Raw genomic sequence first — 26,113 nt, 5'->3', positions numbered from 1 at the left:
GTGGGTCGCATATGAAAATCGGCTTAATCCGTCACGGCTTGACGGACTGGAACATGCTCGGCAAAATTCAGGGTCAAAGTGATATCCCTCTTAATGATGAAGGTCGAAAACAAGCCGAGCTTTTGGCTGAGCGCTTGCAGAATGAAGAATATGTTTGGGATTTTGTGATCAGCAGCAAACTCTCGCGGGCCGAAGAAACAGGGGAAATCATCGCTTCGAAACTCCGTATTCCTATGCTTGAACCGGATTCCAGACTGAATGAACGCTCTTTCGGACAGGTCGAAGGACTTACCCTTGCGGAAAGGGAGAGCAAATGGGGACGTGAGTGGAACCAGCAGGAGCTGGGTCAGGAGAAGGACGCTGAGATTCAGGCACGCGGCCTTGCATTTATGGAAGATATGTGGAATACGCATCCAGGGCAAAATATGCTGGTCATCACGCATGGCGGCTTTTTAGCTCAACTTTACCGTTCATTGTATAAGGATCGTTATACGGAGAGGATAGGTAATTTGTCCTTGACGATTCTGGAAAAGAACGATTTGGAGTGGGTCCCACTCCTTTATAACTGCACACGGCATCTCTTAGAAAACAAGGCATAACCCGAACTAGTTCGGGTTATTTTTTTTGTCTTTACCGAATAAAAATTGTAATAATTCCCATAATGGTATTAAAACGGCGAGGCGATCAGAATGAATTTAGCGGATATGCTGACATACGCGGATATCGGCCAGCTGACAACCATTGCGGAGCATTACGAATGCGAGTGCAAACGGAATTCAAAGCATGAACTGATCCAGAGCATTCTGGTTATGCTAGGCCGCAGGGAGTTCATTGAACAACAGGTCAGCAGTTGCTCGGCAAAGGATTTGCGGTTTTTGAACACCCTTTTGTTCGATACCCGTGATTCTTACAGTCTGGAAGAGCTGCAGGCATTGATTACTCAAACGGCATTTGAGCATGAAGAGAAGGACAAAGGGAAGACGGAAAGCCCGAGGGAAGCCATTGCGCGTTTCAAGCGAAGCGGTTGGCTATTTAACGGAATGACTCAAAACACTAAATTTTTGTTCCAAATGCCTAATGATCTGAAGGATAGGTTTAGACATCAGTTGGGAAAGAATCTTCGTGATCAAATCATACTGACGGGCGAACCCCAAGTTTACAGGGAAGAGCAGAACCTGTGCGCTGATGATTTGTTGTTGTTTCTGCGTTACTTAAAGGATCAGGACATTGAACTTAACCAGGAATCGGTGATGTATCGACGTCACCAGATGCAAATCATGGAGATGCTTCATGTGAGTGAACCATTGGTCTCGAAGGGCGGCTGGCGTTTTGGCTACGGCAGGACCTTCAGCTCTTATCCAAGCCGGTTTGCGTTACTATACGATTTTGCTTATTACCATGGATATATTGCGGAAGACGGGTTAAGACTTCGATTAACCGCTAAAGGATCTGAGATTCTAGATGGCGGAATGCAAGAGAGCATGGTACAAATTTTTCGTTTCTGGTTAAGACTTTATAAGCAAGCCGTGCCCAACCTATCCTCATTGGTTTATTGGACAAGCGAATGCGCAAAAGAGTGGGTAACGGTTTCATCCCTGCATGAGGCTATCGGATGGCTGATTAAGCCATACTACTACGATACGGCCGAGTCCATAATGAACGATCGAATCCTGGGGATGATGCTTCATTTGGGCCTGGTGCGAATCGGGCAAAGCCCGGAGCATGGCATGGTCATGCAGATGACGGCATGGGGCCAAAAGGTGGCAGGGAAAAGCTCAGTTTTGGGCGGGGGTACGCTGCATGCGTCCATTGACAAGACCTGAGCAGTGTTGTTAAAATCACTCCCAAAGTTAGGAGTGATGAACAATGCTAATACGATATGGCCAAAAAATGCCTAAACTTCATCCTTCGGTCTATGTGGGCGAGGGTGCAAAAATTATCGGTGATGTTCAGATGGGAATGGACTCGAGTGTTTGGTTCAACGCCGTACTGAGGGGCGATATGGCACCCATAGTCATCGGTGAACGATGCAATATCCAAGACGGAACCGTTGGGCATGTGAATACGGACGAGCCGCTGATCCTGGCCGATGATGTATCCGTGGGGCATTCGGCAATCATTCACGGATGTACGATAGGTAAGGGTACATTAATCGGCATGGGGGCCATTGTATTGAACGGCGCCGAAATTGGAGAATATGCTTTAATAGGAGCAGGTTCAATCGTTACTGAAAACAAAAAAATACCACCCTATACGCTTTCCTTAGGTTCTCCTGCGAGAGTGGTCCGTGAATTAACGGAAGCAGATTTGCAAAGAATGTATCGCACTACTCAAAATTACGTGGAGAAGGGGAAGGAGTATAGGATCTTCTAAACAAAGCTTGGAGGTGCATCCTATGGATAAAATGAAAGCTACGTATGAAGTCATGTTGGGGCTGGCGGCTGAAATGGTTTGGGACGAAGCGTTGCGCAAACACCGGAGTGAGGAGCTATACCGAGAAATTGATCGGGCGCTTGCCTCCGGAGACGAATCGACTTTCCGCAATCTTACGGATGAACTGAGGTTGCTGAACTGAACAACAGAAAGGGATGCAGGAAACTGCATCTCTTTTTTTATCAGAAAGATAGTATTCAAAGATGCACTTCGTGATCTGCAAAAAAATTTTCTCACTAAAATCCCCATCACCCCTGTGATAATACGGAGATTTTAGTTTTTTTACTTCAGTCTTGGCATAATATGAAATATAATGGAGAAAAATGATGGAAGGATGAAACAAATGAAGTTTAGTGAAGTGGATGAGGCTTCCTGGCAGGAACTGCAGCCCTATTTCGACACCTGTCTCATCCCCTACACCGGTCTAACCGGCATGGAGAATCCGATGCAGGCAACAGCTGCCCTAGAGCGGCTGCGTGATTTCATGGATCTGGTCGAAATTCCGTTTAAGGGAAGAATGATTACATATCCCGCATTCCAATATGGATTGCAGCAAGATCTATCGCTTTTCAATGAAATTTGCCGAAACGTGAAGGGTACCGGATTCAAGCATGTCGTGGTGATGTCGGCTGATTGTATGCTCAGGGAAGAGGAGCTTCCTGAAGCGGACCTGATTCTATCGCGGCTTGCAATGAATGAACAGGAGGGAAAAGAGCTGACGGCTGCCGTGCAGGCGAAAATCCAGAATTTATGGAATCCGGCACACCTTACGCAAATGTGACAGAATATCAACAATTTATTTGGGTAAATCTTCATCTATATAACAAAAAGATCTGGATATTCTTGACGGTCTTATAAGGCTAATATATTATTAGAATGTCCTAGTAAGTCGTGTGATAATAATCATTGAAAGCACTTAAAGAATTGGTTGACAAAGGGGGTTGAAGACATTATGAGCAACCAAAATGACCACCATGATCCATCTGGCAAACCACCCGGGCGTAAAGAAATGTCCCGTCGACAATTTCTGGCTTATACTTTAGGTGGTTCAACTGCATTCTTGGCAATGGGACCTGTCCTGCCAATGTTGCGGTTTGCCGTTGATCCGATTCTGCATAAAAAAGGTGAAGGCGAATTCATTAAGGTCGTAGAAACAAGTAAAATTACGGACGAGCCTCAAGAATTCACTTTTGAACTCCAACAGCAGGATGGATGGTATGCGAGCAAGGCGACATTAACAGCGTGGATTCGTAAGGATGAAAAAGGGAAAATCTATGCCCTGTCTCCGATCTGTAAGCACTTGGGCTGTACAGTCGGCTGGAACAATGATAAAAATTTCCCGGATGAGTATCACTGCCCATGTCACGGCGCACGTTACACCAAACTCGGCAAGAACTTGGCTGTAGCTCCTAAACCACTCGACACGTACAAATTGCAAGAAAAAGACGGTTGGGTATATTTGGGACAACTTGAGCCAAACACTGAAGTGAAATAGGAGGCGTAAATTCGGATGTTTAAGAATGTTTACAACTGGATTGATGAACGTCTTGATGTCACGCCGATTTGGAGAGACGTTGCTGACCATGAAGTGCCTGAGCATGTTAACCCGGCGCATCATTTCTCCGCATTCGTATACTGCTTTGGCGGATTGACGTTTTTTATCACGGTCATTCAAATCCTGTCAGGGATGTTCCTGACCATGTATTATGTACCGGACATCATCAACGCTTACAACAGTGTTGAATATCTGCAAACGCAAGTGGCCTTCGGCCAAATCGTTCGCGGTATGCACCACTGGGGCGCGAGCTTAGTTATCGTCATGATGTTCCTGCACACCATGCGCGTGTTCTTCACAGGTTCGTATAAAGCACCTCGTGAAATGAACTGGGTTGTTGGTATGCTTCTTTTCTTTGTTATGCTGGGTCTTGGCCTTACAGGCTACCTGCTCCCTTGGGATAACAAAGCTTACTTTGCTACAAAGGTTACCCTGGAAATTGCGAATTCCGTGCCTTGGCTAGGACCAATTATCAAGGAATTCCTGCAGGGCGGTACCATTGTAGGTGCTGAAACGCTGACGCGCTTCTTCGCACTGCACGTGTTTTTCCTCCCGGCCGTATTGCTCGTACTGATGGTGGGACACTTTATCATGATCCGCAGACAGGGCATTTCCGGTCCACTATAATAAGAAGGGAGGAATATCGATGGCACACGGAAAAGATTCGAAAGAAAAAGTTGTGTATGTGGGTGATTCCCGCGTTAAAAGAGGCGGCGGATTTATTACTCCTCCGGACTACACGGCGTTTCCTGGCAAATCGGAAGCGTTCATCCCTAACTTTCTGTTGAAAGAATGGATGGTAGGTGTCGTTGTACTCGTAGGTTTCCTGGTACTGACGATCGCTGAGCCTGCTCCATTATGGTTCCCGGCGAATCCAAGTGCGTCCATTATTCCGATGCCGGACTGGTACTTCTTGTTCTTGTATCAATACTTGAAGCTTCCATACGCATCAGGCAGTTATATCGTGCTTGGAACCATCGGTGTAAGTGGCGTGGCATTCGGCTCCTTGCTGCTCGCTCCATTCCTGGACACCGGCAAAGAACGCCGTTTCTATCGCAGACCGATTGCTTCTTCATTAATGCTCCTTTCTTTGGTTGCTGTCGTGTACTTGACCAATAGTGCATGGCATCATTACAAAGTGGAAATGGCTGAATCCGGTCAAGTTCAAGAGAACATTCAACGTGAAGAAAAAGCGGCTGAGAACCGGGCTAAGGGTCTTCCTACCACAAGCGGCAATCAACAAAAGGAAATTGCGATTGTGGATAAAGATAATCCGGCTATGGAATCCTTCAAGAAAGCTGGCTGCATTTCCTGCCACGCTGCTGATATGAAGGGTGCCAGCGGTCCATCGCTTCGCGGTGTCGGCGACAAACATGATAAGGACGCTATTATGAAAATTATCAAAGAAGGTTACGAAGGCAAAATGCCTGCGATGTATGACAGTGCAATCGCTGCTGGCCTGACTGACAAAGACATAGATAATTTGGCAGATTGGCTTTCCAAACAAAAGGCTGAAGCAAAATAAGCCGAATATACTTACCAAAAACCTGATCGTGAAAGCGATCAGGTTTTTTTGGAAATATTAGACGATACACTGTTCAGAATAACGAGGTTATGATCGGGATTCATCTCAAGACCGTCAGGAGGAGGGACGAACATGTCCATTTCTTTTTTCTGGAGCCGTGCATTCTTGACAAACCGGTTCATGTTATGGCTTTTTTTCTGGTGCAACTTGGTCGGAACCATCTACGGTTATATGTGGTATGGAGAACAAATGGAATATACCATTGCCAATTATGCGATTTGGCAGGTTATCTTTGTTCCGGATAGCCCGACGGCAAGTTTATTTTTTACCATTGCGATTCTCTTTCTGTTATACCCTCCTAAATCGCAAGCGCTTAAGGGTTTCAGTCTCTTGATGGAGTCACTCGCCGTAGTTACATCCGTGAAGTATGGGATATGGGCGGTAAGCATCATTTTTGCCGGTGCTGCGCAAGGTGATCATCTCGTGTGGCAAGATTGGATGCTGGTCGCATCGCATCTTACGATGGCTATTGAAGCCTTATTGTTTGTACGTTTCTTCCGTTTCGGGGCTATTATGGTAATTCCGGCTGCGGCATGGACGTTTTTAAATGACATAGTGGATTATACATATGGTGTTTATCCTTGGCTACCGGACGAGCTTCGGGATGATATCCTGAATGTCCAGAATTTCACACTAGGTTTAACGGCGTTTAGCGTATTGCTGGCATGGCTTGTCCTCCGGATGACCAAACGCAAAACCATTTAGCTTGTTCTACATGCATCCCTTCTGCCATACATTTACGGTAGGAGGGATGTCCTATGCGGCGGAGTTATTCGATATTTAAACCTAATCTCTGGCTGTTTCCTTTGTTGGTAGCGATATGCATCACCATTCAGCCTGTTAAGATTCATGCTTATGGTGCGAATCTGGATTCCGGAAAATCAGCAGAAGCAGTGGAGCAAGCCAAAGTACTGAGCTCGACCGTGGAGCAATTATATCAGCATGTGCTTGCAGGGAACACGAATCTCGTCCATCAGGATCTTCAACAGATCGATTCTATTTTCGAGAATTCATCCTTGCAAAAGTTGACCACAGTGGAGGGGATGCACGCGTTATCAGAGAGTATCATTGAAATGAAGGAAGCTTTTGCGCGAGTACGGATCGATCCGCAGCAATGGATTACGGCATCCGCCAAGCTGAGAATAGCTGCCGACAGTCTGAGCAATCCGAAACAATCACTGTGGATGCAGTATTACAAGCTGATTCGTGAGGAACTCAGTCAGATGAAAGCAAACTTGGACAAAGGTGATATCCTGGCTGTAAAAGAGGCGTATGAACGTCTGCAGAATCATTATGAGATCATCCGGCCGGCCGTGATTATTCAACGTAAGCCTGCAGATGTCACGATGGTGGATTCATGGCTTTCCTATGCGGGAGGGCTGGTAAACGCAGTGACTCCCAAACCGGGAGAGATCGAGAAAATGATCGGGCAGGGCGAGGAGATGTTTAATGGCCTGTTCGGCAAGAAAAAGGATTATCCTGCGCTTGCTCCGCTGGATCAGGTGGATGGGTCCTGGCCATGGGTATTATGGGCGGGCGCTTTTATCATCATCATACTGGCATACACGGCTTACCGGAAATATCGGGGAGAACGGGACAGCTTCAAGAAGATATCACCGAAATGGTAGCAGGAACATCGGATGATGTTTATAGAAGCGAGATCTCATGCTGATGCATCTTCATTCATGAGATTCGTAAGCAGCGACGAGGATATGGCAACCAAGATCCGGTTTACAAAATACAAAAGCTCCCTGAACGTTTCGTTCAGCGGAGCTTTTCATGTGCATGGAGACATTAGGTTTCCTTAAAACCTTCGCCCAGTACGTCGTGAACATCATTAATAATGACAAACGCTCGTGGATCTATGGATTTGACAATCTCATTCAATCGTCGTATTTCATGTCTGGCGACTACGCAGTATGCCATGTGTTTGGCCTGTTTGGAGTAGGCACCTATCGCAGGAATTAGGGTTACACCGCGTTCCATCTCCACCGTAATCAGGTCGGCAATTTCAGGTGCGTGATCACTTATAATGGTAAACGCTTTGGCAGCGTACGCTCCCTCCTGAATGAAATCAATGACTTTCGATGATATGAACACGGCAACAAAGGTATAAAGTATCCTTTCTCTAGGGATAAAGAAAAGGGAGGCCCCGATGATAATGATATCAATGCCCAGGATAACCTGTCCCATGCTCCAGCCGAATTTACGGTTGCAGATTCGCGCAATGATATCCGAACCGCCTGTCGTTCCGCCGAAACGAAATACGATGCCGAGCCCTGCCCCCAGCGTTACGCCTGCGTAAAGGGAAGCAAGTATGTAGTCACGTTCCGTTTGGAAAGGGGTAATCCAACCGGCATGGATCATTTTTTCGAATAACCACAGAAAAAGGGTCAATGATGCGATGCCTACACCCGTATATATCATTTGCTTCCCGCCAAGAATTTTCCATCCGATCAGAAAGAGCGGAATGTTAAGCAGTAGTGTCGAAAGAGCTGGCGGTATGGCAAACGCATAGTTCAGAAGCACGGTAATACCGGTAACGCCGCCTTCCATCAATTGATTGGGTATTATGAAATACAGCAGTCCAAAAGCATAAATCGCAGCTCCGAGAATAATCGGCAAAACCATTTTCATTGGCGCAAACCATTTAGTTGAACTCATGAAACCCCTCGCATTGCTAAAAGTAGCAAGAATTTGTTCTTCGCTCCATCCTTAGTATACCTTTTTCCTTATGGATTTAAAAAAGATTTGTTTTCAATTGTGCTTTGCGATAACATATGGAGTAAACTAATACCCGGTTTGACCGGTATATAGATCAAGATTAAAAAGGGGGGATAGGTCATCAAGATGGAAAAGTCTTTGGCTGAAATGCAGAGGGAAGTTGACCAGTATATCTCCCAGTTTAAAGAAGGATATTTCAGTCCTCTGTCCATGCTGGCACGGATGTCAGAAGAGGTTGGCGAACTGGCGAGAGAGGTTAATCATAGCTTTGGAGAAAAGCCGAAAAAAGCATCCGAAGATGAAAACTCAATCGAGCTGGAGCTTGGGGATATTTTGTTCATCACCATCTGCTTTGCCAATTCGCTTGGGATTGATCTGGCCGACGCCCATGATAAGGTCATGCATAAATTCAATACGCGTGACGCGAATCGGTGGACCAAAAAGGACACCGAATAAGTCCGTCATACATATGCTGTACAATAGCCCGTAATAACAAGGGGGTACAGCAGAATGAAATCCGAACAGTTTGTCCGGAATGCTTATCACTGCATTTTGCAAAATGATTTTGAGGGAGCTCTCCAATGGTTCGAAGCGGCAGTTCTGGAAGACCCGGATTCAGCAGAAATTCATTACCGCTGCTCTGTCACCTATGCCAGAAGCAGCAGGCTGGAGAAGGCGCTTGAACATGCGCAGAAAGCCTTCGAGCTGGCCCCTGAAAAATCAGAATATTTGCTATATCTGCAGCATTTGCAGTCCATGCGTTTGGTGCAAGATGCCAAAAAAATCATTGATTCCGGAAAAGTGGCTCCCGCCAGCGAGTTATATCAAACGGTATCCAAGCTGAAGGAAGCGGTGAAGCTTGATCCTCTATACGGAGAGGCGTATATCTGGCTGGCACTTACGTACAGTCAACTGAACGAGCATGCGCTCGCTATCGCCTCGCTCAAGGAGGTTATCGCTCTTCAACCACACGATCATGGACTTCATGAAATGCTCGATCAGCTTAAACACCGATTGAGCAGTTACTTGCATGATTGATGAACATAGAACAGGAAAGCGGGGAGAGGAACCAGATGTCAAATCAGATAAAAGTAGCAATTGCCGGTGCTGCCGGCAGAATGGGGAAAGAGGTAGTCAAGCTGGTGCTTGAAGATTCTGACCTGGAACTGGTGGCAGCAGTGAATCGGTCTCAGGAGGGTACGGACGCGGGAACGCTTGTAGGCCTGCCTGCATGCGGAATCAAGCTGACAAATGATCTTGAGCTTGCCTTAGTCGAGACGAAGCCAGACGTCCTGGTTGATTTTACGACGCCTCAATTCGCATATCCCAACACGGCTTTGGCTGTTTCCCATGGCGTACGGCCGGTTGTAGGAACCACCGGGTTCACTCCCGAACAAATCGAAGAGTTGGACAAGCAGTGCCAAAGCAAGGGGCTGGGCGGTTTGATCGCACCGAATTTTTCCATTGGCGCTATTCTGATGATGAAATTTGCAGCCCAGGCAGCCAAATATTTTCCGCATTTGGAGATCATGGAGTTTCACGGCGACCAAAAGCTGGATGCACCATCCGGAACCGCAATTAAGACCGCTGAGTTGATTGCACAGAACCGTGAAGAGATCCGTCAAGGCAATCCCAAGGAAGAAGAGACTATCGAGGGTGCGCGTGGCGGCTATTACAATGGTTTCCGCATTCACAGCGTTAGGCTTCCGGGCGTATTTGCCCAGCAGGAGGTTATTTTCGGAGGCTTCGGCCAAACCTTGAAAATCCGCCATGACTCATACGAGCGGGCCGGCTATATGCCTGGCGTAAAAATGGCTATCGAAAAGGTTATGAATTACACCGGAATGGTTTATGGATTCGATCACTTTATAGAGTAGCTTCTAAAGGAGTGGGACATAATGAAAATCGCATTTATCGCACATGACCGCAAAAAAGACGAGATGGTCAATTTTGTAACGGCTTATGAAAAAGTTTTTGAAGGACATGAACTGTATTCTACAGGAACCACCGGTAAACGAATCATGGAAAATACGGATTTGAAAATCCATCGATTTATGTCGGGTCCGCTTGGTGGCGATCAACAGATCGGCGCTCTTGTCGCGGAAAACGAAATGGATTTGATCATATTCTTGCGTGATCCGCTTATGGCGCAGCCTCATGAACCGGATATCAATGCGCTGCTCAGACTTTGTGACGTGCAGGGGATTCCGCTAGGAACCAATATAGCAACAGCTGAAATCTTAGTGAAAGCACTTGACCGCGGCGATTTTGCATGGCGTGAGTTGGTGCATAAATATAAGCCTGGTGCTGAAATATGAGTGAAGGTCTGGATATTCTGGTATTCGGGGCACATGCGGATGATGCCGAAATTGGCATGGGTGGAACGATCATCAAGCATGTGGAATCGGGGTATCGCGTAGGAATTTGTGATTTAACGTTTGCCGAAATGTCTTCGAACGGTACGGTTGACCGCCGACGGCAGGAGGCTGAAGCAGCAGCTGGTGTTCTTGGGCTCACGATGCGCAGCAACCTGGGGCTTTCTGACCGGGGACTGTTCATCACTCCTGAACACATTGAGGTCATTACGGCAGAAATTCGCCGACATGCGCCGCGAATTGTATTTGCTCCCTATTGGGAGGATCGTCATCCGGATCATGTGGCCTGCAGCAAGCTTGTTGAAGAAGCGGTATTTAACGCGAAGCTTCGGCGCTATATGCCGGACAAGCCTGCCGTTCTCGTGGATCAGCTGTATTTTTACTTCATTAACGATATGGGCAGGGCTGACCTGATGGTCGATATTACCGCTCAACAGGAACAGAAGGAACAAGCGCTCTTGTGCTATCGTTCGCAGTTCGAAAACACATTAAACGAAGAGGATGCCGTTTCGACGCCGCTGAATCAAGGGTATATTGAGCGTGTGCGGTCTCGGGACAAGCTTACCGGTCAGCGCAGGCTGGTTCCGTATGCGGAAGGTTTTGCATCTAAGTCACCTTTTCTTGTGGATAAATTCATGTAGGATTGCCATTCAAAAAGTCAGGGCTGATCTTTGGATTCATTTGAGATCAGTTCTGGCTATTTAATACTTTGGGAACGATAATATGATGTATAGGGAATTAGGGTAAGGAGGATGGTCACGTTGAGCCAATCATTAAAAATCGGAATAACATGCTACCCGTCGCTCGGCGGTTCTGGCGTTGTGGCTACCGAGCTTGGGAAATTGCTGGCAGAAAAAGGACACCAGGTTCATTTTATTGCCCACAGCATACCATTCCGCTTAGGTGGAACATTCCATAAAAATATTTTCTATCACGAGGTGGAAGTGAGCGATTACTATGTATTCCGCTATCCGCCATATGATATGTCATTAGCAACGAAAATGGCCCAGGTTGCCAAATTGCAGCAGCTGGATGTTTTGCATGTCCATTATGCGGTTCCGCATGCGGTTTGTGCATTTCTAGCCAAGCAAATGGTGGGCGATAATTTAAAAGTCGTCACGACGTTGCACGGGACCGATATTACAGTGTTAGCCCAGGACGAATCGTTAAAAGATCTGATCCGGCTGGCTATCAATGAAAGCGATGCGGTAACAGCCGTATCCCAGGATTTGATCCAGGAGACCCGTGACGTGCTGGACATCAGCCGAGACATTGATCTGACATACAACTTTGTAGATAAGCGTATCTATTATCCGCGCGATACAACCTCGCTGCGAAACGATTTTGCCGAGCCCAATGAGAAAATCTTGATGCATATTTCCAATTTCCGCCCTGTAAAGCGGGTTCAGGATGTTGTTGAGATATTTTCAAGGGTGAATGAGAAGGTCCCTTCCAAGCTGCTGTTCGTCGGAGAAGGTCCGGATCTGCCTAAGGTGCAATGCAAGATCAAGGAGCTGGGGCTTGAAGATAAAGTGTTCTTCCTTGGAAAGCAGGATGAAATAGCACAGGTGATATCCCTTGCAGACGTACTGCTGCTGCCTTCCGAGAAAGAAAGTTTCGGACTTGTTGCGCTTGAAGCCATGGCCTGCGGAGTCCCAACTGTGGGATCCCTGGCTGGAGGCATCCCTGAGCTCGTTCAACATGGGGAAACGGGATTTTTGGCTCCTATAGGGGATACGAAGAGAATGGCAGATTATACGGTTCAGCTTTTGTCGAATGAGGCACTTGCTGCGAATTTTAGGGAAGCATGTTTGAAGAGAGCTTGCCGAGAATTTTCCGATGGACTGATTACACAGCAGTACGAGCAAATATACTACCGCGTTTTAGGCCGCGAGGTTCCTGACCTGAATCCGGTTTGCGGCTAGTTTTTTAAGCGGCAGCAGCTGCGAGCGGGAGGTTATGCGTTTTGGTACATTGGAATCAGGCTGACGCGGAAATGGCATTTCATAGCGAAGAGGTCGTTTCCAGACTTCTGGAGCAAGGCCATGAAGCTTACTGGGTAGGCGGCTGCGTTAGAGATGAACTCATGGGCAGACCGGTACATGATATGGATATTACAACCTCCGCCCTACCGGAAGCCGTTGAATCCGTTTTTGAACGAACTGTGCCCACAGGCATTAAGCATGGCACGGTTACGGTGTTATGCGGCTCTTACGCATACGAGGTGACGACCTACCGGGTGGAGGGAGCCTATGAGAATCACAGAAGACCTTCTGAGGTTGAGTTCGTCAGCGATTTGAAAGAAGATCTCAAACGGAGAGATTTTACGTTTAACGCGATGGCGAGGTCTATCGATGGCACAATCGTGGACCCATATCAGGGCATGGCTGATTTGAAGAACGGAGTCGTCCGCTGCGTAGGCAATGCGAGAACCCGTTTTCAGGAGGATGCCTTGCGGATGGTCCGCTGTATCCGGTTTGCCTCGGTATTTGGGTTCAGCATTGCGTACCGCACTTGGAAAGGGCTTGTAGAAGAGCGGACGAACATCCAGTATGTGGCGATGGAGCGGTTCCGGGTAGAGCTTGAGAAACTCATGGAAGGCAGACGACCGTCCAGAGGACTTTATCTGCTTTACCGGAGCGGTTTGCTGTCAGACGCGAAAATTCCTTTTACATATGAACCGGATATCGATCTGGTTCCGATTCTGGATGAAATCCCTTCAGAGGAGGCAATCATCCGTTGGGCGTTCCTACTACGTGCCTGCGGTTTGAATGCTGAAGAAGCACATCGAGTGCTACGGCATTGGACATTCGCCAATTCAACGCGGAAACAGATCGCGGATATTCTAAGCGTCGGTGAGGAAACGGCAGCTTTTAACACCACGGGCAAGAATTCCTCATGCAAGGAATATTGGATCTCGATCGTGTTAAAATATGGCAGGGAGGCGGCTGAGCGTTGGCTGCTTATGATTGATTTCATAGGTTTGAACGCATCTGCTGCATACCCTGTCGAACTGATTAGCGATTTCAAGGCCTGGACGAAAGAGATGGGGATTTATCGTTTGTCCGAGCTGGCGATCTCAGGAAAAGATTTATTGGAAGTGTCTGGCCTCAAAGGAGGGCCGTGGGTCAGCGAAATCATGAGTAAACTTCTTGTGATGGTTGCTTCCCAAGCTCTGCCTAATAATAGAGAGCAATTAATCGATGAAGTGAAACGGGTGATATCTTCAAATGAGTGAAAAAGAAACCCTTCTGGATCTGCTTATGGCGAATCCACAGGAATTCGTCTCCGGTGAAGAGATCAGCCGTAGGCTGGCTGTCAGCCGGACGGCGGTATGGAAGCAGATTAACAAATTACGGGAGGCCGGTTATGAATTCGAGGCCGTTCCGCATAAAGGCTACCGGATTCTTCGCAAGCCGGAACGCCTTGATACGCTCTCGCTGGTCAAAGCTTTGAAAACAACGGCCATGGGCCAAAAGATAAAAATCCTTGAGACTGTATCTTCTACACAAGAGGAAGCCAGGATGATGGCTGAGACGGGCTCACCTGAAGGCTCTCTCGTGATTGCAGAGGAACAGACCGGCGGGAAAGGAAGAATGGGCCGTAAATGGTACTCGCCAAAAGGTAAAGGGGTATGGATGAGTCTGGTCCTCAGACCTAAGCAGCCGATGCACTATATGCCGCAACTCACGCTCATGACAGGAGTCGCTGTATGCCGGGCGGTTCGCAAGGTGGCGGGTGTAATGGCAGGGCTTAAATGGCCCAACGATTTGCTTGTCAATGGTCGTAAAATTAGCGGGATTCTGCTCGAATCTGCAGCCGAAGATGAGTATGTCCGTTACTGTATCGCCGGGATCGGGATCAGTGTAAACCTGGATGCTGAGGATTATCCGGAAGAACTTGCCGGGATTGCTACCTCACTCAAAATCGAATCGGGCGAATCGATTGACCGTACCGCTCTTATCGCGGCTGTGCTTGAGGAATTCGAGATACTGTATCAATTGTATCAGCAGGAAGGATTCGGACCCATTGCAACGCTTTGGGAGGCTTTGTCTGTCACGCTTGGAAAGCCTGTGACGGTGAATACGGCCCGTGGCACCGTGATGGGAATAGCAGAGAAGCTTGATGACAGCGGCGCCCTGCTGGTTGCTACAGGCGAGGGGACGCATGTGCCGATTTTTTCCGGAGATGTCGAACTCAAACGCTGAAATTCTGCGAAGGTAATTTAGACACAAAATGAACATCGAAGCATCCGGGCCCTTGTCTCGGAACAACCACTTTCGTTAGAAGCGGTCTGGAAGCTTTGGATGTACATCGGTAAATCTTTTTGATATACTGACATGTAGAGGCGGTATCGGCGTTGGACCGAACTGCACTCTGCTTGTGCAATTACAATTCACGTAGCATTCATCACAGCTAATGCCGCATACGTTGGATTCTGCTCTGAGCCGAAGGGACCGAGACAGAAGGGACGATCGCAAGTGACTCTTTTTTGCCCTTTCGGAACTTTTTAGTGAAACACTAAAAGGTTTTTTTGTTTTTCAAAAATAATCCGAAATGGAAGGAGCTGCTAAAAATGGCAGTTAAACATCCGCTAAACATCGTAAAAATGAAAAAAATGAAACAAGAGGGCAACGCGCTCAGCATGGTAACCGCTTATGATTACCCGACCGCACAACTAGCCGAAGAAGCAGGCGTGGATATGATTCTCGTTGGCGATTCACTGGGAAATGTCGTACTTGGATATGATTCGACACTTCCGGTCACAATTGAGGACATGGTGTATCATACGCGCTCCGTAGTTCGCGGGGCAGGTAATACTTTCGTTGTCGCGGACATGCCGTTCATGACATATCACGGAAGCATCGATGAAACGCTTCGCAATGTGCGCAAGCTGATGCAGGAAGGTCATGCCCATGCCGTCAAAATGGAAGGCGGAAGAGAGATTTGTTCAGCCGTTGAGACAATCACCGGAGCTGGCGTTCCGGTACTCGGACATATTGGTTTGACACCGCAATCGGTTAATCAGATCGGGGGCTACCGCATCCAAGGTAAGGACGAGAAGGATGCACAACGTCTGTTAGAGGATGCCAAAGCGCTTGAACAAGCAGGTGCATTCGGCATCGTCCTGGAGCTTGTAACCGAACAGGTCGCAGAGTATATCACTTCCCAACTGTCCATTCCAACGATCGGAATCGGTGCAGGCCGCGGCGTTGATGGCCAAGTGTTGGTGTTCCACGATATTTTTCAATATGCTTCCCCATATCGGAACAAAAAATTTGTGAAGAACTTCGGCGATGCCGGAACGTTGATCCGCGAAGGGTTTGTTCAATACGTCAAAGAAGTGAAGGAACGTTCGTTCCCGGACGAGAGCCATGTATTTACGGCAGAAGATCAGGTAGTTGAGAATCTATACGGCCGGGGCCGGGAAAAGGTGAACAACGCATGAAAGCTGTAAGAACCATCGCAGAACTTAGAGACTCTATTGAGGAATTGAAATCCTCTTCCAATAAAAGAACGGTCGGCTTGGTACCTACCATGGGATATCTCCATCAAGGTCATGCCAGTTTGATTCGCGCAGCGAAAGATCAATCGGATATCGTAGTGGTCAGCATTTTTGTGAATCCTATCCAGTTTGGACCTGGGGAGGATTTTGAGACTTACCCGCGCGATGAAGAACGGGATCTGGACGCGGCAGAAGGAGCCGGAGCTGATCTGGTGTTTCTTCCGTCCGTAGAGACGATGTATCCCAAACCGACGAAAACGAAGATCACGGTCGCCGACGTAACATCCGGTCTTTGCGGTGCTTCGCGTCCGGGGCATTTTGACGGGGTAACGACTGTGGTCAGCAAGCTCTTTAATATCGTTCAACCGGATTATGCTTTTTTCGGAATGAAGGATGCACAGCAGGTGGCTGTTATCGAGCAAATGGTGTCTGACCTGAATTTCAACGTCAAAATCATGCCATGTCCCATAATTCGCGAAGAGGATGGACTTGCGCTCAGCTCCCGTAATGTATATTTGAGCCCGGAAGAACGTACCCAGGCACTTGTGCTGTCCCGTTCATTAAGGGATGCCGAGGAGGCGCTGGAGAAAGATCAGATTCGGACTGCAGCTGAAGCAAGAGACCTGCTGGTGAGCACCATTCAGAAGTCTCAACTGGCGGTCATTGATTATGTCGAAGTGGCAGCTTTTCCTGATCTTTCGCCATTGGACGATGATGCCCTCATTTCGGAGCTGGATGAGCCGGTCCTTCTGGCACTTGCCGTGAAATTTGGAAAAACACGTTTGATTGATAATCGTCTGTTACATCCGAAGGGAGAATAAGATCATGTTTAGAACGATGATGAAGTCCAAAATACACCGTGCTACCGTAACGGAAGCAAATCTGAATTATGTTGGGAGCATTACCATTGACGAAGATTTGATGGAAGCTGCGGATCTCTTGGAGAACGAAAAAGTGCAAATTGTGGACAATAACAACGGTGCCCGCCTTGAAACATATGTTATTCCGGGTCCCCGCGGCAGCGGCGTGATTTGCCTGAATGGGGCAGCGGCACGCATGGTGCAGCCTGGAGATACCGTCATTATCATTTCATATGCCATGATGTCCAACGAAGAAATCAAAAATCACAAGCCTACCGTCGTGTTCGTCAATGAGACCAATCAGCCGATGACGACCATGAACAAGGAAGTACATGCAACCATAATCTAACATTATGGCTCTCGTGCAAGGCTTTAGACAAGGAATGGCAGGCGTTTCGAAGAATGAAAAAGGCTGTATCAACAAAAAATGAATGCAGGTGACCGCACTGATTTCATTTTTGTTTAAGGGTGGGATGCAGCCATGTTCCAGCATGTATTCGCGGAAATGAACCACATGTTAGATGAAATCATGAAACATTACCCGGCAGCGCAGGAGTCCCAAAAGCAACAACTGATACAAAAGTGGAATATGCTTAAAACCATGAGTGACGGAATTATTGACGAATGGTTGTCATTTGAAGAAAAAATGGGGGAATTCCGGCAACATACGGAAGTGCCGTCCACCTTATTTTCCGAACAGACACCCGAGATGGAGATGAATGATTTTGTTCGCGGGCAGGGTTACTTCCGGCTGCTGATGTACCGTCAGGCCGCTCAGCAATTTTCTCAAGTTATCCGTTATTATCCGGACAGCCTTTTGTCCCGGATGTATCTGGCCATGGCACATTTGTATCTGGAAGAGACCCAAGAGGCGAATAAGCATTTCGAGTGGATACTCCCGCTCGCCAAAAGCCAGAAGCTGAAGGCGATGATTTACAATGCGTTAGGATGTATTGCTGTCAAAAACGGGAACCCGGGCAAGGCACAGGAGTTTTTTGCTTTAGCTATTCAGTGTGACCCCACACTTCCTGATCCCCTGATGAATCTGAAGGTTTGCCAGCAAAAGCGCGGTCAGCTTCAATATGGCAGCCAGTTGATTTCGTTGATGTAAAGCAAGCGAAAGGGCGATGCATCATGCGCAAAAAAAGCGCCTTGAGCATCGCCTTTTTGTTGTCACTTAATTTTCAAATGTGAAATCTTCTGTTATGCTGGTAAAGAGACTGGAATGAAAGGATTAGCATAATCATGAAATTTGCCGTACTGGACTTTGAAACGACAGGCAACCAGTCCGCCGATGAAATTATTCAAGTTGGACTTGCCATTATAGAAGAAGATTTGACAATCTCCCGTGTATACGGTTCCTATGTGAAGCCTGGTGTTCCCATTCCGCCTTTTATTTCCCAATTGACAGGCATTACGGAAGCGGATGTAGCGGATGCTCCTTCAGTTGAGGACATGCTGATGGAACTTGTTCCCATGTTGGATGATGTTGTCCTGGTGGGACATAACGTCGCGTTTGACTTTAATTTTCTGCAAAACGCGCTGGATCGGAGCGGTTATTTGCCGTTTTCGGGCCGAATTCTGGACACATTGGATTTCCTTAAAATATGTTTTCCGTCACTGACTTCTTATCAATTGAGCCAGGTGACAGCCCATTTCGATATCAAGCATGACCATCCGCACCAGGCAGACAGCGATGCTTTGGCGACTGCTTATGTATTGTTGCAATGCCTGGAAGAATTAAACGATCTTCCGCTGATCACCCTCCAGCGTCTTAGCGAACTTTTCGCAGAGGAAGACAGTGATCTGGGATGGTTCTTCGATGGACTTTGTCAGCGGAAGGAACAGGAACCGATTCAGGATCTGAACAGCCATACTTTCTATCGTCAGTTGGCCCTTGCGGTTGAAGACTGGACTGAAATGAAGCCTCCCAGAGACGAATCGGACGATAATCCGCTGACTGGAGTGGATTTTAAAGAATACTTGGGCGAAATTCAAAAGCGTCTCAAAGCGATCATGCCTCAATATGAGGAACGTGAGCCACAGTCGATTATGTTCGACGAAGTGATGAATGCCCTGGAACAAGATAAGCATTTGCTCATCGAAGCAGGTACAGGCACAGGTAAGTCTTTGGGCTATCTGATTCCTTCCATATATCAAAGCGTGAAGCAGCAGCAAAAAGTCATGGTCAGCACGCATACGATCAACCTACAGGAACAGCTGCGGGAGCGGGATGTCCCCCTGTTAACCCAGGTCGTTCCGTTTCCCTTCAAGGCAGCCGTCTTTAAGGGCAGACAGCATTATTTGTGTTTGAGAAAATTTGAACATAAAATAAACAGAAGAGACTTTTATAACCCGAAGGAAGATACGATCATTGCAGCGCAGATGATTGTCTGGCTGGCCCAAACGGAAAATGGGGATGATGAAGAGCTGAATCTCGGCGGACGCGGCGGCGATTTCTGGGAAACCGTAAGCAGTGATTCGGACTCTTGTCTTGGACGCGGCTGTCCTTGGTTCCGCAAATGCTATTACCACCGTGCCAAGCATGAAGCAGGCATAGCGGATGTCGTCGTTACCAATCATTCCAAGCTTTTCACGGATGTCAAGGCTGGCCATCAGCTTTTGCCCGCTTATGAGCGTCTGGTGATTGATGAAGCGCATCACTTGGAGGACGTGGCTGGAAAGCATCTTGGACTGCATATGAAGTACTTCAGTGTGGTTCATACGCTAACAAGGCTATATAAGGATGGCCGCAATGGCCAGCTTCCTGTTCTTCGTCAGCAGCTGCAATCTTCGGGCCAAGAACGTGCAGGGGACTGGATTGCATCTATTGACCGAATCAGTGAAGATCTGGTTGACGTGAAGGAAGACTGGGATAAGCTGAGCGATTCGCTCTTTAATCTTCTTCCCGAGCGAAATGATGCTTCACCGGGAGACTCTGGGCAGTATGTGCTTCGCTTGCAGCCGTCTAAGTGGCCGGAGGAGTGGGAGGCACTTAAAGCGATAGAGAACCGAATTCATGTGAAAATCAGTGAATCCGTTCGGCGCGGAGAGAAAATGCTTGCGGAGTACAAGGAAGATGAGGATGATTACAGCGCGGATAGTCTGATCACGGATCTTAGCGGGCTTTTTAAAGATATGGCTTCCGAAAGAGATGATTTGAGGACCTTCATGAATCTGAATGACGAGACGGTCGTGTATTGGATGGAGGCCAGCGGCCATTACCGCAGCAAGTCACTCCAGCTGTACGCCGTCCCCGTCGATGTGAGCAAGCAGTTGAAAGACCTGTTTTTTGATAAGAAAAAGAGCGTTATTTTGACGTCTGCCACATTATCTGTAGATAAATCTTTCCAGTATATGATCGATAATCTCGGATTGCAGGAAGATCAGGAAAGCGGACGGCTGATCACTGTGCAGCTTCCGTCTCCGTTTAATTACCGCGATCAGGCATTGCTTGTGATTCCGCGGGATTTTCCCAGCGTCAAAGGCAGCGTTGGAGACGCGGTATTCGTCAACACATTGGTTCAGTCGCTTGCCGATGCTGCGGTTGCGACGCATGGGCGGATGCTGGTGCTGTTTACTTCTTACCGGATGCTGCGTCAAGTACACGAGCCGCTTAAAAACGCACTTGCCAGCAGCGATATTACCGTGCTCGGACAAGGGGTGGACAGCGGCAGCCGTACCAAGCTGATCCGCAGATTCCAAGACAGCAGCGCTTCCGTTTTACTGGGTACAAGTAGCTTCTGGGAAGGTGTAGACATTCCGGGAGATGCGCTGACATGTTTAGCGATTGTAAGATTGCCGTTCCAACCGCCGAACCATCCGATGGTTGAAGCCAAAAGCGAATTGCTGCAGCGGCAGAAAAAAAATCCGTTTATGAAGCTTTCCGTGCCGCAGGCCGTTATCCGCTTCAAGCAGGGTTTTGGCCGGCTGGTTCGTACGGCAAATGACCGCGGAATCGTTATTGTCTACGATACGCGCGTCATCGAATCCTATTACGGGAAGTACTTTCTGTATTCTCTGCCAGGACCAAAAATGGAGCATATGAACACCGAAAAAATGGTTCCTCGCATATCCGAATGGCTGCATGAGGGCTAATGCCCCGCAGCCGTCCGGATTGTAATTAGTTATATAAATTAAGCTGTTAAATAGGGGGAGCATGCATGAAGTCGGAGAAGATATCCGAAGCAGTTGTCCGCAGATTGCCTGTGTATTTAAGATATTTAAATGATTTGAACAAGAGAGAAGTGTCCACGGTATCTTCGCAGGAGCTTGGACTCAAGCTTGATCTGAATCCTGCGCAGATCCGCAAGGATCTAGCTTATTTCGGAGATTTCGGACGTAAAGGGATCGGTTATGATGTTTCGTACCTCATCGAGAAAATTCGTCATATCCTGAATCTGGACCAACAGATTAATGCCGTGCTCGTCGGAGCCGGTAATCTGGGACAAGCGCTTTCGAACTATAACCTATATCTTCGGGAAAACATTAAAATAGTCGCGGTATTTGATGAAAATCCTACAAAAGTGGGATCGCGCATCAGCACATTGACGGTCCAACCGATGGATGAAATCAGCGATACAATCAAAAGCCGGAATATCCGTATCGGCATTATCACCGTTCCTGATGTGGAAGCGCAAAATGTGGCGGACCGCTTGATTGCGGCAGGCATCGAAGCTATTCTCAACTTCGCGCCGACCATTCTGAAGGCGCCGGCCAACATCCGGATTCATGCGGCCGATTTCACAACAGACCTGCTAAGTCTGGCATATTATTTGGATAATGGAAAGGACGGTTCTGCTGATGACGGAGCACAAGAAGACAAATAAATGGGTGATTAAAAATGGCAGCTTCGCGGTTCCAAATGCGGACAAGCCAGTCATTCAGGGCTACATGGTCATTGAAGATGATCGGATTACCTATATAGGTGAAGAGATCCCTGAGATGGAGAGCGATATTCCAGTCGTGGACGGGACGCATTTGTTCTTTTTGCCTGGTTTGGTTAATACTCACGGCCATGCAGCGATGTCGCTGCTTCGGGGCTACGGGGATGATCTCGCCCTGCAAATTTGGCTGGAAGAAAAGATGTGGCCGATGGAGGCGAAATTCACTTCTTCCGATGTCTACTGGGGAACCTCCCTTTCCGTATTGGAGATGCTAAAAGGCGGAACAACAACATTCCTTGACATGTATGATCATATGGACCAGGTCGGGGCGGTTGTTAAAGAGTCCGGAATTCGTGCTTCGCTCATGCGAGGCGTCATTGGCCTTTGCCCGGAAGATGTTCAGCGTCACAAACTGAACGAAGCGATTCAATTTGCCCGTGAATGGAATGGAGAAGCGGATGGCCGAATCACGACGATGATCTCACCGCATGCTCCTTATACATGTCCTCCGGACTTTATTGAGAAGTTTGTGCAGGCAGCGCATGATCTGGACTTGCCGATGCATACCCATATGTCTGAGACAAAAGCCGAGGTAGAGCAAAATCTTCGTGACTATGGCCTCCGTCCGGTTGCTCATCTGGAGAAACTTGGCATGTTCTCCCGTCCTTCCCTTGTGGCCCATGCGGTTCATTTGACGGATGAGGAAATTGAGATTCTGGCAAAAAATAAAGTTGCGGTTTCCCACAATCCGGGAAGCAACCTGAAACTGGCCAGCGGGGTGGCTCGCGTGACCGATTTGCTCAAATTCGGAGTAACGGTTTCGCTTGGAACGGACGGTGCAGCCAGCAATAATAACTTGGATATGTTCGAAGAGATGCGTCTTGCGGCCTTGATTCATAAAGGAGTTTCCGGTGATCCCACTGCTGTTCCGGCTTCGGAGGCTCTTAAAATGGGTACGATCTATGGAGCACAGTCCCTCTTTCTGGACAATATAGGCACATTGGCTCCAGGAATGAAGGCTGATTTCATCGCCCTGAACACGGATCAGGCACATTTTCTGCCTCATACCGATCTGGTTTCACATGCTGTATATTCAGCTTGTGGTAAGGACGTAGAGCATGTCTGGGTAGACGGCAAACAAGTTGTGAAGCATGGCATTTGCCTGACGCTTGACGAGGAGCGGATCCGCAGAGAAGCACAGGCCGCTTTTGACGGTCTTCTGTCCCGCTAGGGACGGAAGCCTCGGAAAGGGTGCTTATGCTGAAGAATAAAAAATTATGGATTACTTTGGTTATCGTGATTCTCATCTTGCTCGGTTTCGGTTCGTACCGCTACTACATATACGTGACGCAGGATATGCGGGCCGATGAAACGGCAGCTATTCTCAAAGCCAAGCAGGAGACCAGCCTGGTCAAGGTAACCGATACGCAAAAATCAGTCTGGGATACCATCTGCTGGACGATAGAAGGTCTGGATAAAGAAAATCGGCCGGTGATGGTGTGGGTGATCATGGACCAAAACGGAAAGATTAAGTCAGGAGACGGAGCCGTTCACGAGGAAATGCTGGCGAATGGTATTTCTGAAGGAAAGATCAAGGAAAAGATCAAAAAGGAAGTACCGGATTTGGACAAGCTGAGATTACAGCCGGGAATGTACAACGGCGAATATGCATGGCAGTTATATTACCGCTCCAATGATCATTATTATTATCAATTCTATCGTTTCAGCGACGGACAAAGTATCGGAGGACCATTTACACTTCCGAATAGATAGATGAAGTCCCTTTATATGGAAGAACCTCATTGAAAAATGGGGTTCTTTGGCGTGAGCAGGATAAAATTTTAAATATTTTCACACTTTACCTTCGAATAAATATATACGATGTGATATACTTTTATTTGTATTCAAGAGATATATGACTTAGCTGTCTTTATGATAGAAAGAATGCCAGAAAACCGTGACGAGAAGCTTTTGGATGAGCTCCTTTGCCGCGGTTGTCTATTTTTCGTATGATATAAGTAACCTGGTTTTTATTTTGAGAGGAGGACTAACGTTTGAAACTGCGTCCAATACCCATTGTGCTTACTGTTGTCGTATCTGCCACGGTGCTGTTTGGCGGCTGGTTCTTTTACCGACAGACCACCATGCAGGGGCCGCTTCAAAAAATCGTCCAAGATTATAACGGCGTCAATAACGCCCAATTTAATATTAACCGCAATCAGATCAATTTGAAACTTGATTTGAAGCCTGATACCAATTTATCAGGTCTTGTCGACCAAATCACTACCAAAGGGAAATCCGTCGTGGGAAACCGTACCTTGAAATTTGATTTCGTGGATCATTCCTCGGACAAGTTGAACCGTTATTGGGACTCCGCTATGTTTACGGTCGCGGAAGCTATGGATAATAAGAAGTATACTGATATCCCGGCCAAGCTGCAGATACTGGCAAAGGATTCGGGAATTAAGACCCAAACGGAAATGGACAATAAAAACGTGTATATCAGTTTAAGTGACGGGGCGGCTAGCAAGTTTATCGTCTTGCCTCGGGATCCCGGCAAGATGGGAGTGTGGGAATAATGCCAAGATTCCTAAAAGAAATACTCATTGGTTTTGTGCCTGTATTATTTATTTTTCTTGCTTATATTGGTGTTAATATCATTCCTCTTGTGATTGCAGGCCTCATGATCGGTGGATTGCTGTTCGTGGCAAATATGCGCGGTGGGCTGGCCGTTGGAGCCGGCGCTGAGCGCAAGCGCAAGAAGAGCGGCCCGCAAAAACTGACGTTTGAGCAGATTGGCGGGCAGGATAACGCCAAGCAGGAGCTGATGGAAGCCCTCGATTTTCTGATAAAGCATGAAGAAATCCGCAAGCTTGGTATTCGTCCTTTAAAAGGGATTTTGCTGACGGGCCCTCCGGGTACCGGCAAAACACTCATGGCCAAGGCGGCGGCCCATTATACCGATTCGGTGTTCGTTGCTTCGTCAGGCAGTGAGTTCGTAGAGATGTATGTCGGTGTTGGTGCCGGGCGCGTACGTGAGCTGTTTCGTGACGCACGCAACCGCGCAGCGAAGGAAAATAAGCAAAGCGCCATTATTTTTATAGATGAGATCGATGTTATCGGCGGTAAACGCGAAGGTGGACAGCAGCGTGAATATGATCAGACCTTGAATCAGCTGCTGACGGAAATGGATGGTATTTATTCTTCCGACAGTCCGCGAATCCTGCTGATTGCAGCGACCAACCGGAAAGAAATGCTGGACAGCGCTCTGCTGCGTCCGGGACGATTCGACCGGCACATTCAAGTGGATCTGCCCGATAAAAAAGGCCGCAAGCATATCCTTGAGCTTCATGCCAAGAATAAACCGCTAAAAGATGAAGCCAATCTCGAAAAAATCGCCGAGGAATCCTACGGATTCTCAGGAGCACAGCTTGAAAGTGTCATGAATGAAGCAGCCATTTATGCGATGCGTGAAGGGTTAAAAGAAATAGAACAGAGACATCTGTCTATGTCCATTGATAAAGTGATGATGGGTGAACGCACCGATCGCGAATCGACACTCGAAGAGAAAAAACGTGTGGCGATTCACGAACTCGGACATGCGATCATGGCAGAGCTCGTACGTCCTGGCAGCGTGAGCCAGGTTGCACTTAGCCCTCGGGGCAAAGCACTTGGATATGTTCGCCATAATCCGCAGCAGGAACAATATTTATATACCAAAGCGTTCCTGGAAGAGCAGATTATGATTGCCCTCGGCGGTGCCGCTTCGGAAGAGATATTCTACGGCGGAAGAAGCACGGGGTCGAGCAATGACTTTGAGCAAGCGCTGAATATTGTGCAAACCATGATGAAATCCGGATTAACCACTCTTGGCATAGTAGATCTGGACATGGTTACGAAAGAAGAGCTTATGAAAGAGAACCATATCATACTAGAAGACTTAATGAAACGGACACGGACCATGCTCGAAGAGCGCCGAACGATCTATGAGCAATCACTTGATATATTGCTTAAAGAGGAGACGTTGTCGGGCGATCAATTTCGTTGTCTATTTCATGAACATTCCCTGTTACCAGCATAGATTGTGATGCTGGTACTTTTTTTTTACTTTTTTTCTGTGCTAAGTTATTATTATAGCTTGGGTCACTATGTACTCTCTCACAGACAAATAGAATCGGGTACATTATAA

Annotated in this window: 29 protein-coding genes; 28 read left to right on the top strand and 1 reads right to left on the bottom strand. The window is 47.5% G+C overall.

The window, feature by feature from the left end:
- Nucleotides 1-11: 11 nt before the first annotated feature.
- From GRF59_RS13900 to GRF59_RS13855, 10 genes are all read left to right on the top strand, one after another.
- On the top strand, nucleotides 12-599 hold the full coding sequence (locus GRF59_RS13900; protein ID WP_160498329.1) for a histidine phosphatase family protein: 588 nt from the start codon (nucleotides 12-14) through the stop codon (nucleotides 597-599).
- Between the two features lie 90 nt (nucleotides 600-689).
- On the top strand, nucleotides 690-1,823 hold the full coding sequence (locus GRF59_RS13895; protein ID WP_160498328.1) for a hypothetical protein: 1,134 nt from the start codon (nucleotides 690-692) through the stop codon (nucleotides 1,821-1,823).
- 43 nt (nucleotides 1,824-1,866) lie between these two features.
- The gene (locus tag GRF59_RS13890) at nucleotides 1,867-2,373 is read left to right on the top strand and encodes a gamma carbonic anhydrase family protein (protein ID WP_160498327.1); all 507 of its coding nucleotides are present in this window, start codon (nucleotides 1,867-1,869) and stop codon (nucleotides 2,371-2,373) included.
- Nucleotides 2,374-2,395: 22 nt separating this feature from the next.
- Nucleotides 2,396-2,575 carry an IDEAL domain-containing protein gene (locus GRF59_RS13885; protein ID WP_160498326.1) on the top strand — a complete coding sequence of 60 codons (180 nt, stop codon included), beginning with the start codon at nucleotides 2,396-2,398 and terminating at the stop codon, nucleotides 2,573-2,575.
- A gap of 201 nt (nucleotides 2,576-2,776) precedes the next feature.
- The gene (locus GRF59_RS13880; RefSeq protein WP_160498325.1) at nucleotides 2,777-3,214 is read left to right on the top strand and encodes a DUF2487 family protein; all 438 of its coding nucleotides are present in this window, start codon (nucleotides 2,777-2,779) and stop codon (nucleotides 3,212-3,214) included.
- Between the two features lie 171 nt (nucleotides 3,215-3,385).
- Nucleotides 3,386-3,928, top strand: a complete 543-nt coding sequence (locus GRF59_RS13875) for a Rieske (2Fe-2S) protein (protein ID WP_202128687.1) — start codon at nucleotides 3,386-3,388, stop codon at nucleotides 3,926-3,928.
- Between the two features lie 15 nt (nucleotides 3,929-3,943).
- Nucleotides 3,944-4,615: a menaquinol-cytochrome c reductase cytochrome b subunit gene (gene qcrB, locus GRF59_RS13870; RefSeq protein WP_160498324.1), complete on the top strand. Its 672-nt coding sequence runs from the start codon at nucleotides 3,944-3,946 to the stop codon at nucleotides 4,613-4,615.
- Between the two features lie 19 nt (nucleotides 4,616-4,634).
- Nucleotides 4,635-5,513 (top strand): menaquinol-cytochrome c reductase cytochrome b/c subunit, encoded by an 879-nt coding sequence (locus tag GRF59_RS13865; RefSeq protein ID WP_160498323.1) that lies wholly within the window; start codon nucleotides 4,635-4,637, stop codon nucleotides 5,511-5,513.
- Between the two features lie 132 nt (nucleotides 5,514-5,645).
- Nucleotides 5,646-6,278: a DUF1405 domain-containing protein gene (locus tag GRF59_RS13860; protein ID WP_160498322.1), complete on the top strand. Its 633-nt coding sequence runs from the start codon at nucleotides 5,646-5,648 to the stop codon at nucleotides 6,276-6,278.
- Between the two features lie 53 nt (nucleotides 6,279-6,331).
- Nucleotides 6,332-7,201 (top strand): sporulation protein YpjB, encoded by an 870-nt coding sequence (locus tag GRF59_RS13855; RefSeq protein WP_160498321.1) that lies wholly within the window; start codon nucleotides 6,332-6,334, stop codon nucleotides 7,199-7,201.
- 166 nt (nucleotides 7,202-7,367) lie between these two features.
- Here GRF59_RS13855 and GRF59_RS13850 read toward each other — a convergent pair whose 3' ends face one another.
- Complete coding sequence (locus GRF59_RS13850; RefSeq protein ID WP_160498320.1) at nucleotides 7,368-8,237, bottom strand: YitT family protein; 870 nt, start codon at nucleotides 8,235-8,237, stop codon at nucleotides 7,368-7,370.
- A gap of 186 nt (nucleotides 8,238-8,423) precedes the next feature.
- Here GRF59_RS13850 and GRF59_RS13845 point away from each other — a divergent pair, with 186 nt between their 5' ends.
- The 18 genes from GRF59_RS13845 (at nucleotide 8,424) to GRF59_RS13760 (ending at nucleotide 26,005) form a co-directional block, all read left to right on the top strand.
- A complete protein-coding gene (locus GRF59_RS13845; RefSeq protein WP_160498319.1) occupies nucleotides 8,424-8,753 on the top strand; it encodes a nucleotide pyrophosphohydrolase in 330 nt (109 codons plus the stop codon).
- Between the two features lie 54 nt (nucleotides 8,754-8,807).
- On the top strand, nucleotides 8,808-9,335 hold the full coding sequence (locus GRF59_RS13840; protein ID WP_160498318.1) for a tetratricopeptide repeat protein: 528 nt from the start codon (nucleotides 8,808-8,810) through the stop codon (nucleotides 9,333-9,335).
- Between the two features lie 35 nt (nucleotides 9,336-9,370).
- Nucleotides 9,371-10,174 (top strand): 4-hydroxy-tetrahydrodipicolinate reductase, encoded by an 804-nt coding sequence (dapB, locus tag GRF59_RS13835; RefSeq protein ID WP_160498317.1) that lies wholly within the window; start codon nucleotides 9,371-9,373, stop codon nucleotides 10,172-10,174.
- An 18-nt stretch (nucleotides 10,175-10,192) separates the two neighbouring features.
- The gene (gene mgsA / locus GRF59_RS13830) at nucleotides 10,193-10,615 is read left to right on the top strand and encodes a methylglyoxal synthase (RefSeq protein ID WP_341480100.1); all 423 of its coding nucleotides are present in this window, start codon (nucleotides 10,193-10,195) and stop codon (nucleotides 10,613-10,615) included.
- Nucleotides 10,612-11,313: a bacillithiol biosynthesis deacetylase BshB1 gene (gene bshB1, locus GRF59_RS13825; protein ID WP_160498316.1), complete on the top strand. Its 702-nt coding sequence runs from the start codon at nucleotides 10,612-10,614 to the stop codon at nucleotides 11,311-11,313. Before mgsA ends, bshB1 begins: the two co-directional genes overlap by 4 nt.
- 120 nt (nucleotides 11,314-11,433) lie before the next feature.
- Nucleotides 11,434-12,597, top strand: coding sequence for an N-acetyl-alpha-D-glucosaminyl L-malate synthase BshA (gene bshA / locus GRF59_RS13820; protein ID WP_202128686.1), 1,164 nt, complete (start codon nucleotides 11,434-11,436; stop codon nucleotides 12,595-12,597).
- Nucleotides 12,598-12,638: 41 nt separating this feature from the next.
- The gene (locus GRF59_RS13815; RefSeq protein ID WP_237391827.1) at nucleotides 12,639-13,910 is read left to right on the top strand and encodes a CCA tRNA nucleotidyltransferase; all 1,272 of its coding nucleotides are present in this window, start codon (nucleotides 12,639-12,641) and stop codon (nucleotides 13,908-13,910) included.
- Complete coding sequence (locus GRF59_RS13810) at nucleotides 13,903-14,880, top strand: biotin--[acetyl-CoA-carboxylase] ligase (RefSeq protein ID WP_160498314.1); 978 nt, start codon at nucleotides 13,903-13,905, stop codon at nucleotides 14,878-14,880. Before GRF59_RS13815 ends, GRF59_RS13810 begins: the two co-directional genes overlap by 8 nt.
- Nucleotides 14,881-15,248: 368 nt before the next feature.
- Nucleotides 15,249-16,121 carry a 3-methyl-2-oxobutanoate hydroxymethyltransferase gene (gene panB / locus GRF59_RS13805; protein ID WP_160498313.1) on the top strand — a complete coding sequence of 291 codons (873 nt, stop codon included), beginning with the start codon at nucleotides 15,249-15,251 and terminating at the stop codon, nucleotides 16,119-16,121.
- Entirely contained in the window at nucleotides 16,118-16,999 is an 882-nt protein-coding gene (panC, locus tag GRF59_RS13800) for a pantoate--beta-alanine ligase (protein ID WP_160498312.1), read from the top strand. The genes panB and panC overlap by 4 nt, the downstream gene beginning before the upstream one ends.
- Nucleotides 17,000-17,003: 4 nt before the next feature.
- Entirely contained in the window at nucleotides 17,004-17,387 is a 384-nt protein-coding gene (panD, locus tag GRF59_RS13795) for an aspartate 1-decarboxylase (RefSeq protein WP_160498311.1), read from the top strand.
- Between the two features lie 132 nt (nucleotides 17,388-17,519).
- A complete protein-coding gene (locus GRF59_RS13790) occupies nucleotides 17,520-18,149 on the top strand; it encodes a tetratricopeptide repeat protein (RefSeq protein ID WP_160498310.1) in 630 nt (209 codons plus the stop codon).
- A gap of 134 nt (nucleotides 18,150-18,283) precedes the next feature.
- Nucleotides 18,284-21,136: an ATP-dependent DNA helicase DinG gene (gene dinG / locus GRF59_RS13785; protein WP_160498309.1), complete on the top strand. Its 2,853-nt coding sequence runs from the start codon at nucleotides 18,284-18,286 to the stop codon at nucleotides 21,134-21,136.
- Nucleotides 21,137-21,201: 65 nt separating this feature from the next.
- A complete protein-coding gene (locus GRF59_RS13780; RefSeq protein ID WP_160498308.1) occupies nucleotides 21,202-21,867 on the top strand; it encodes a redox-sensing transcriptional repressor Rex in 666 nt (221 codons plus the stop codon).
- On the top strand, nucleotides 21,842-23,155 hold the full coding sequence (locus tag GRF59_RS13775) for an amidohydrolase (RefSeq protein ID WP_160498307.1): 1,314 nt from the start codon (nucleotides 21,842-21,844) through the stop codon (nucleotides 23,153-23,155). Before GRF59_RS13780 ends, GRF59_RS13775 begins: the two co-directional genes overlap by 26 nt.
- Before the next feature lie 26 nt (nucleotides 23,156-23,181).
- Nucleotides 23,182-23,697 (top strand): cell wall elongation regulator TseB-like domain-containing protein, encoded by a 516-nt coding sequence (locus GRF59_RS13770; protein ID WP_160498306.1) that lies wholly within the window; start codon nucleotides 23,182-23,184, stop codon nucleotides 23,695-23,697.
- Nucleotides 23,698-23,978: 281 nt separating this feature from the next.
- Nucleotides 23,979-24,503, top strand: coding sequence for a hypothetical protein (locus GRF59_RS13765; protein WP_160498305.1), 525 nt, complete (start codon nucleotides 23,979-23,981; stop codon nucleotides 24,501-24,503).
- Entirely contained in the window at nucleotides 24,503-26,005 is a 1,503-nt protein-coding gene (locus GRF59_RS13760; protein WP_160498304.1) for an AAA family ATPase, read from the top strand. The genes GRF59_RS13765 and GRF59_RS13760 overlap by 1 nt, the downstream gene beginning before the upstream one ends.
- Nucleotides 26,006-26,113: the final 108 nt, after the last annotated feature.

The sequence above is a fragment of the Paenibacillus dendrobii genome, assembly GCF_009807035.1.
GTDB classification, from domain to species: Bacteria; Bacillota; Bacilli; order Paenibacillales; family Paenibacillaceae; genus Paenibacillus_AQ; species Paenibacillus_AQ dendrobii.
Note: the sequence above shows the minus strand (reverse complement) of the source record. Positions and strands in the feature narration are given on the sequence as shown.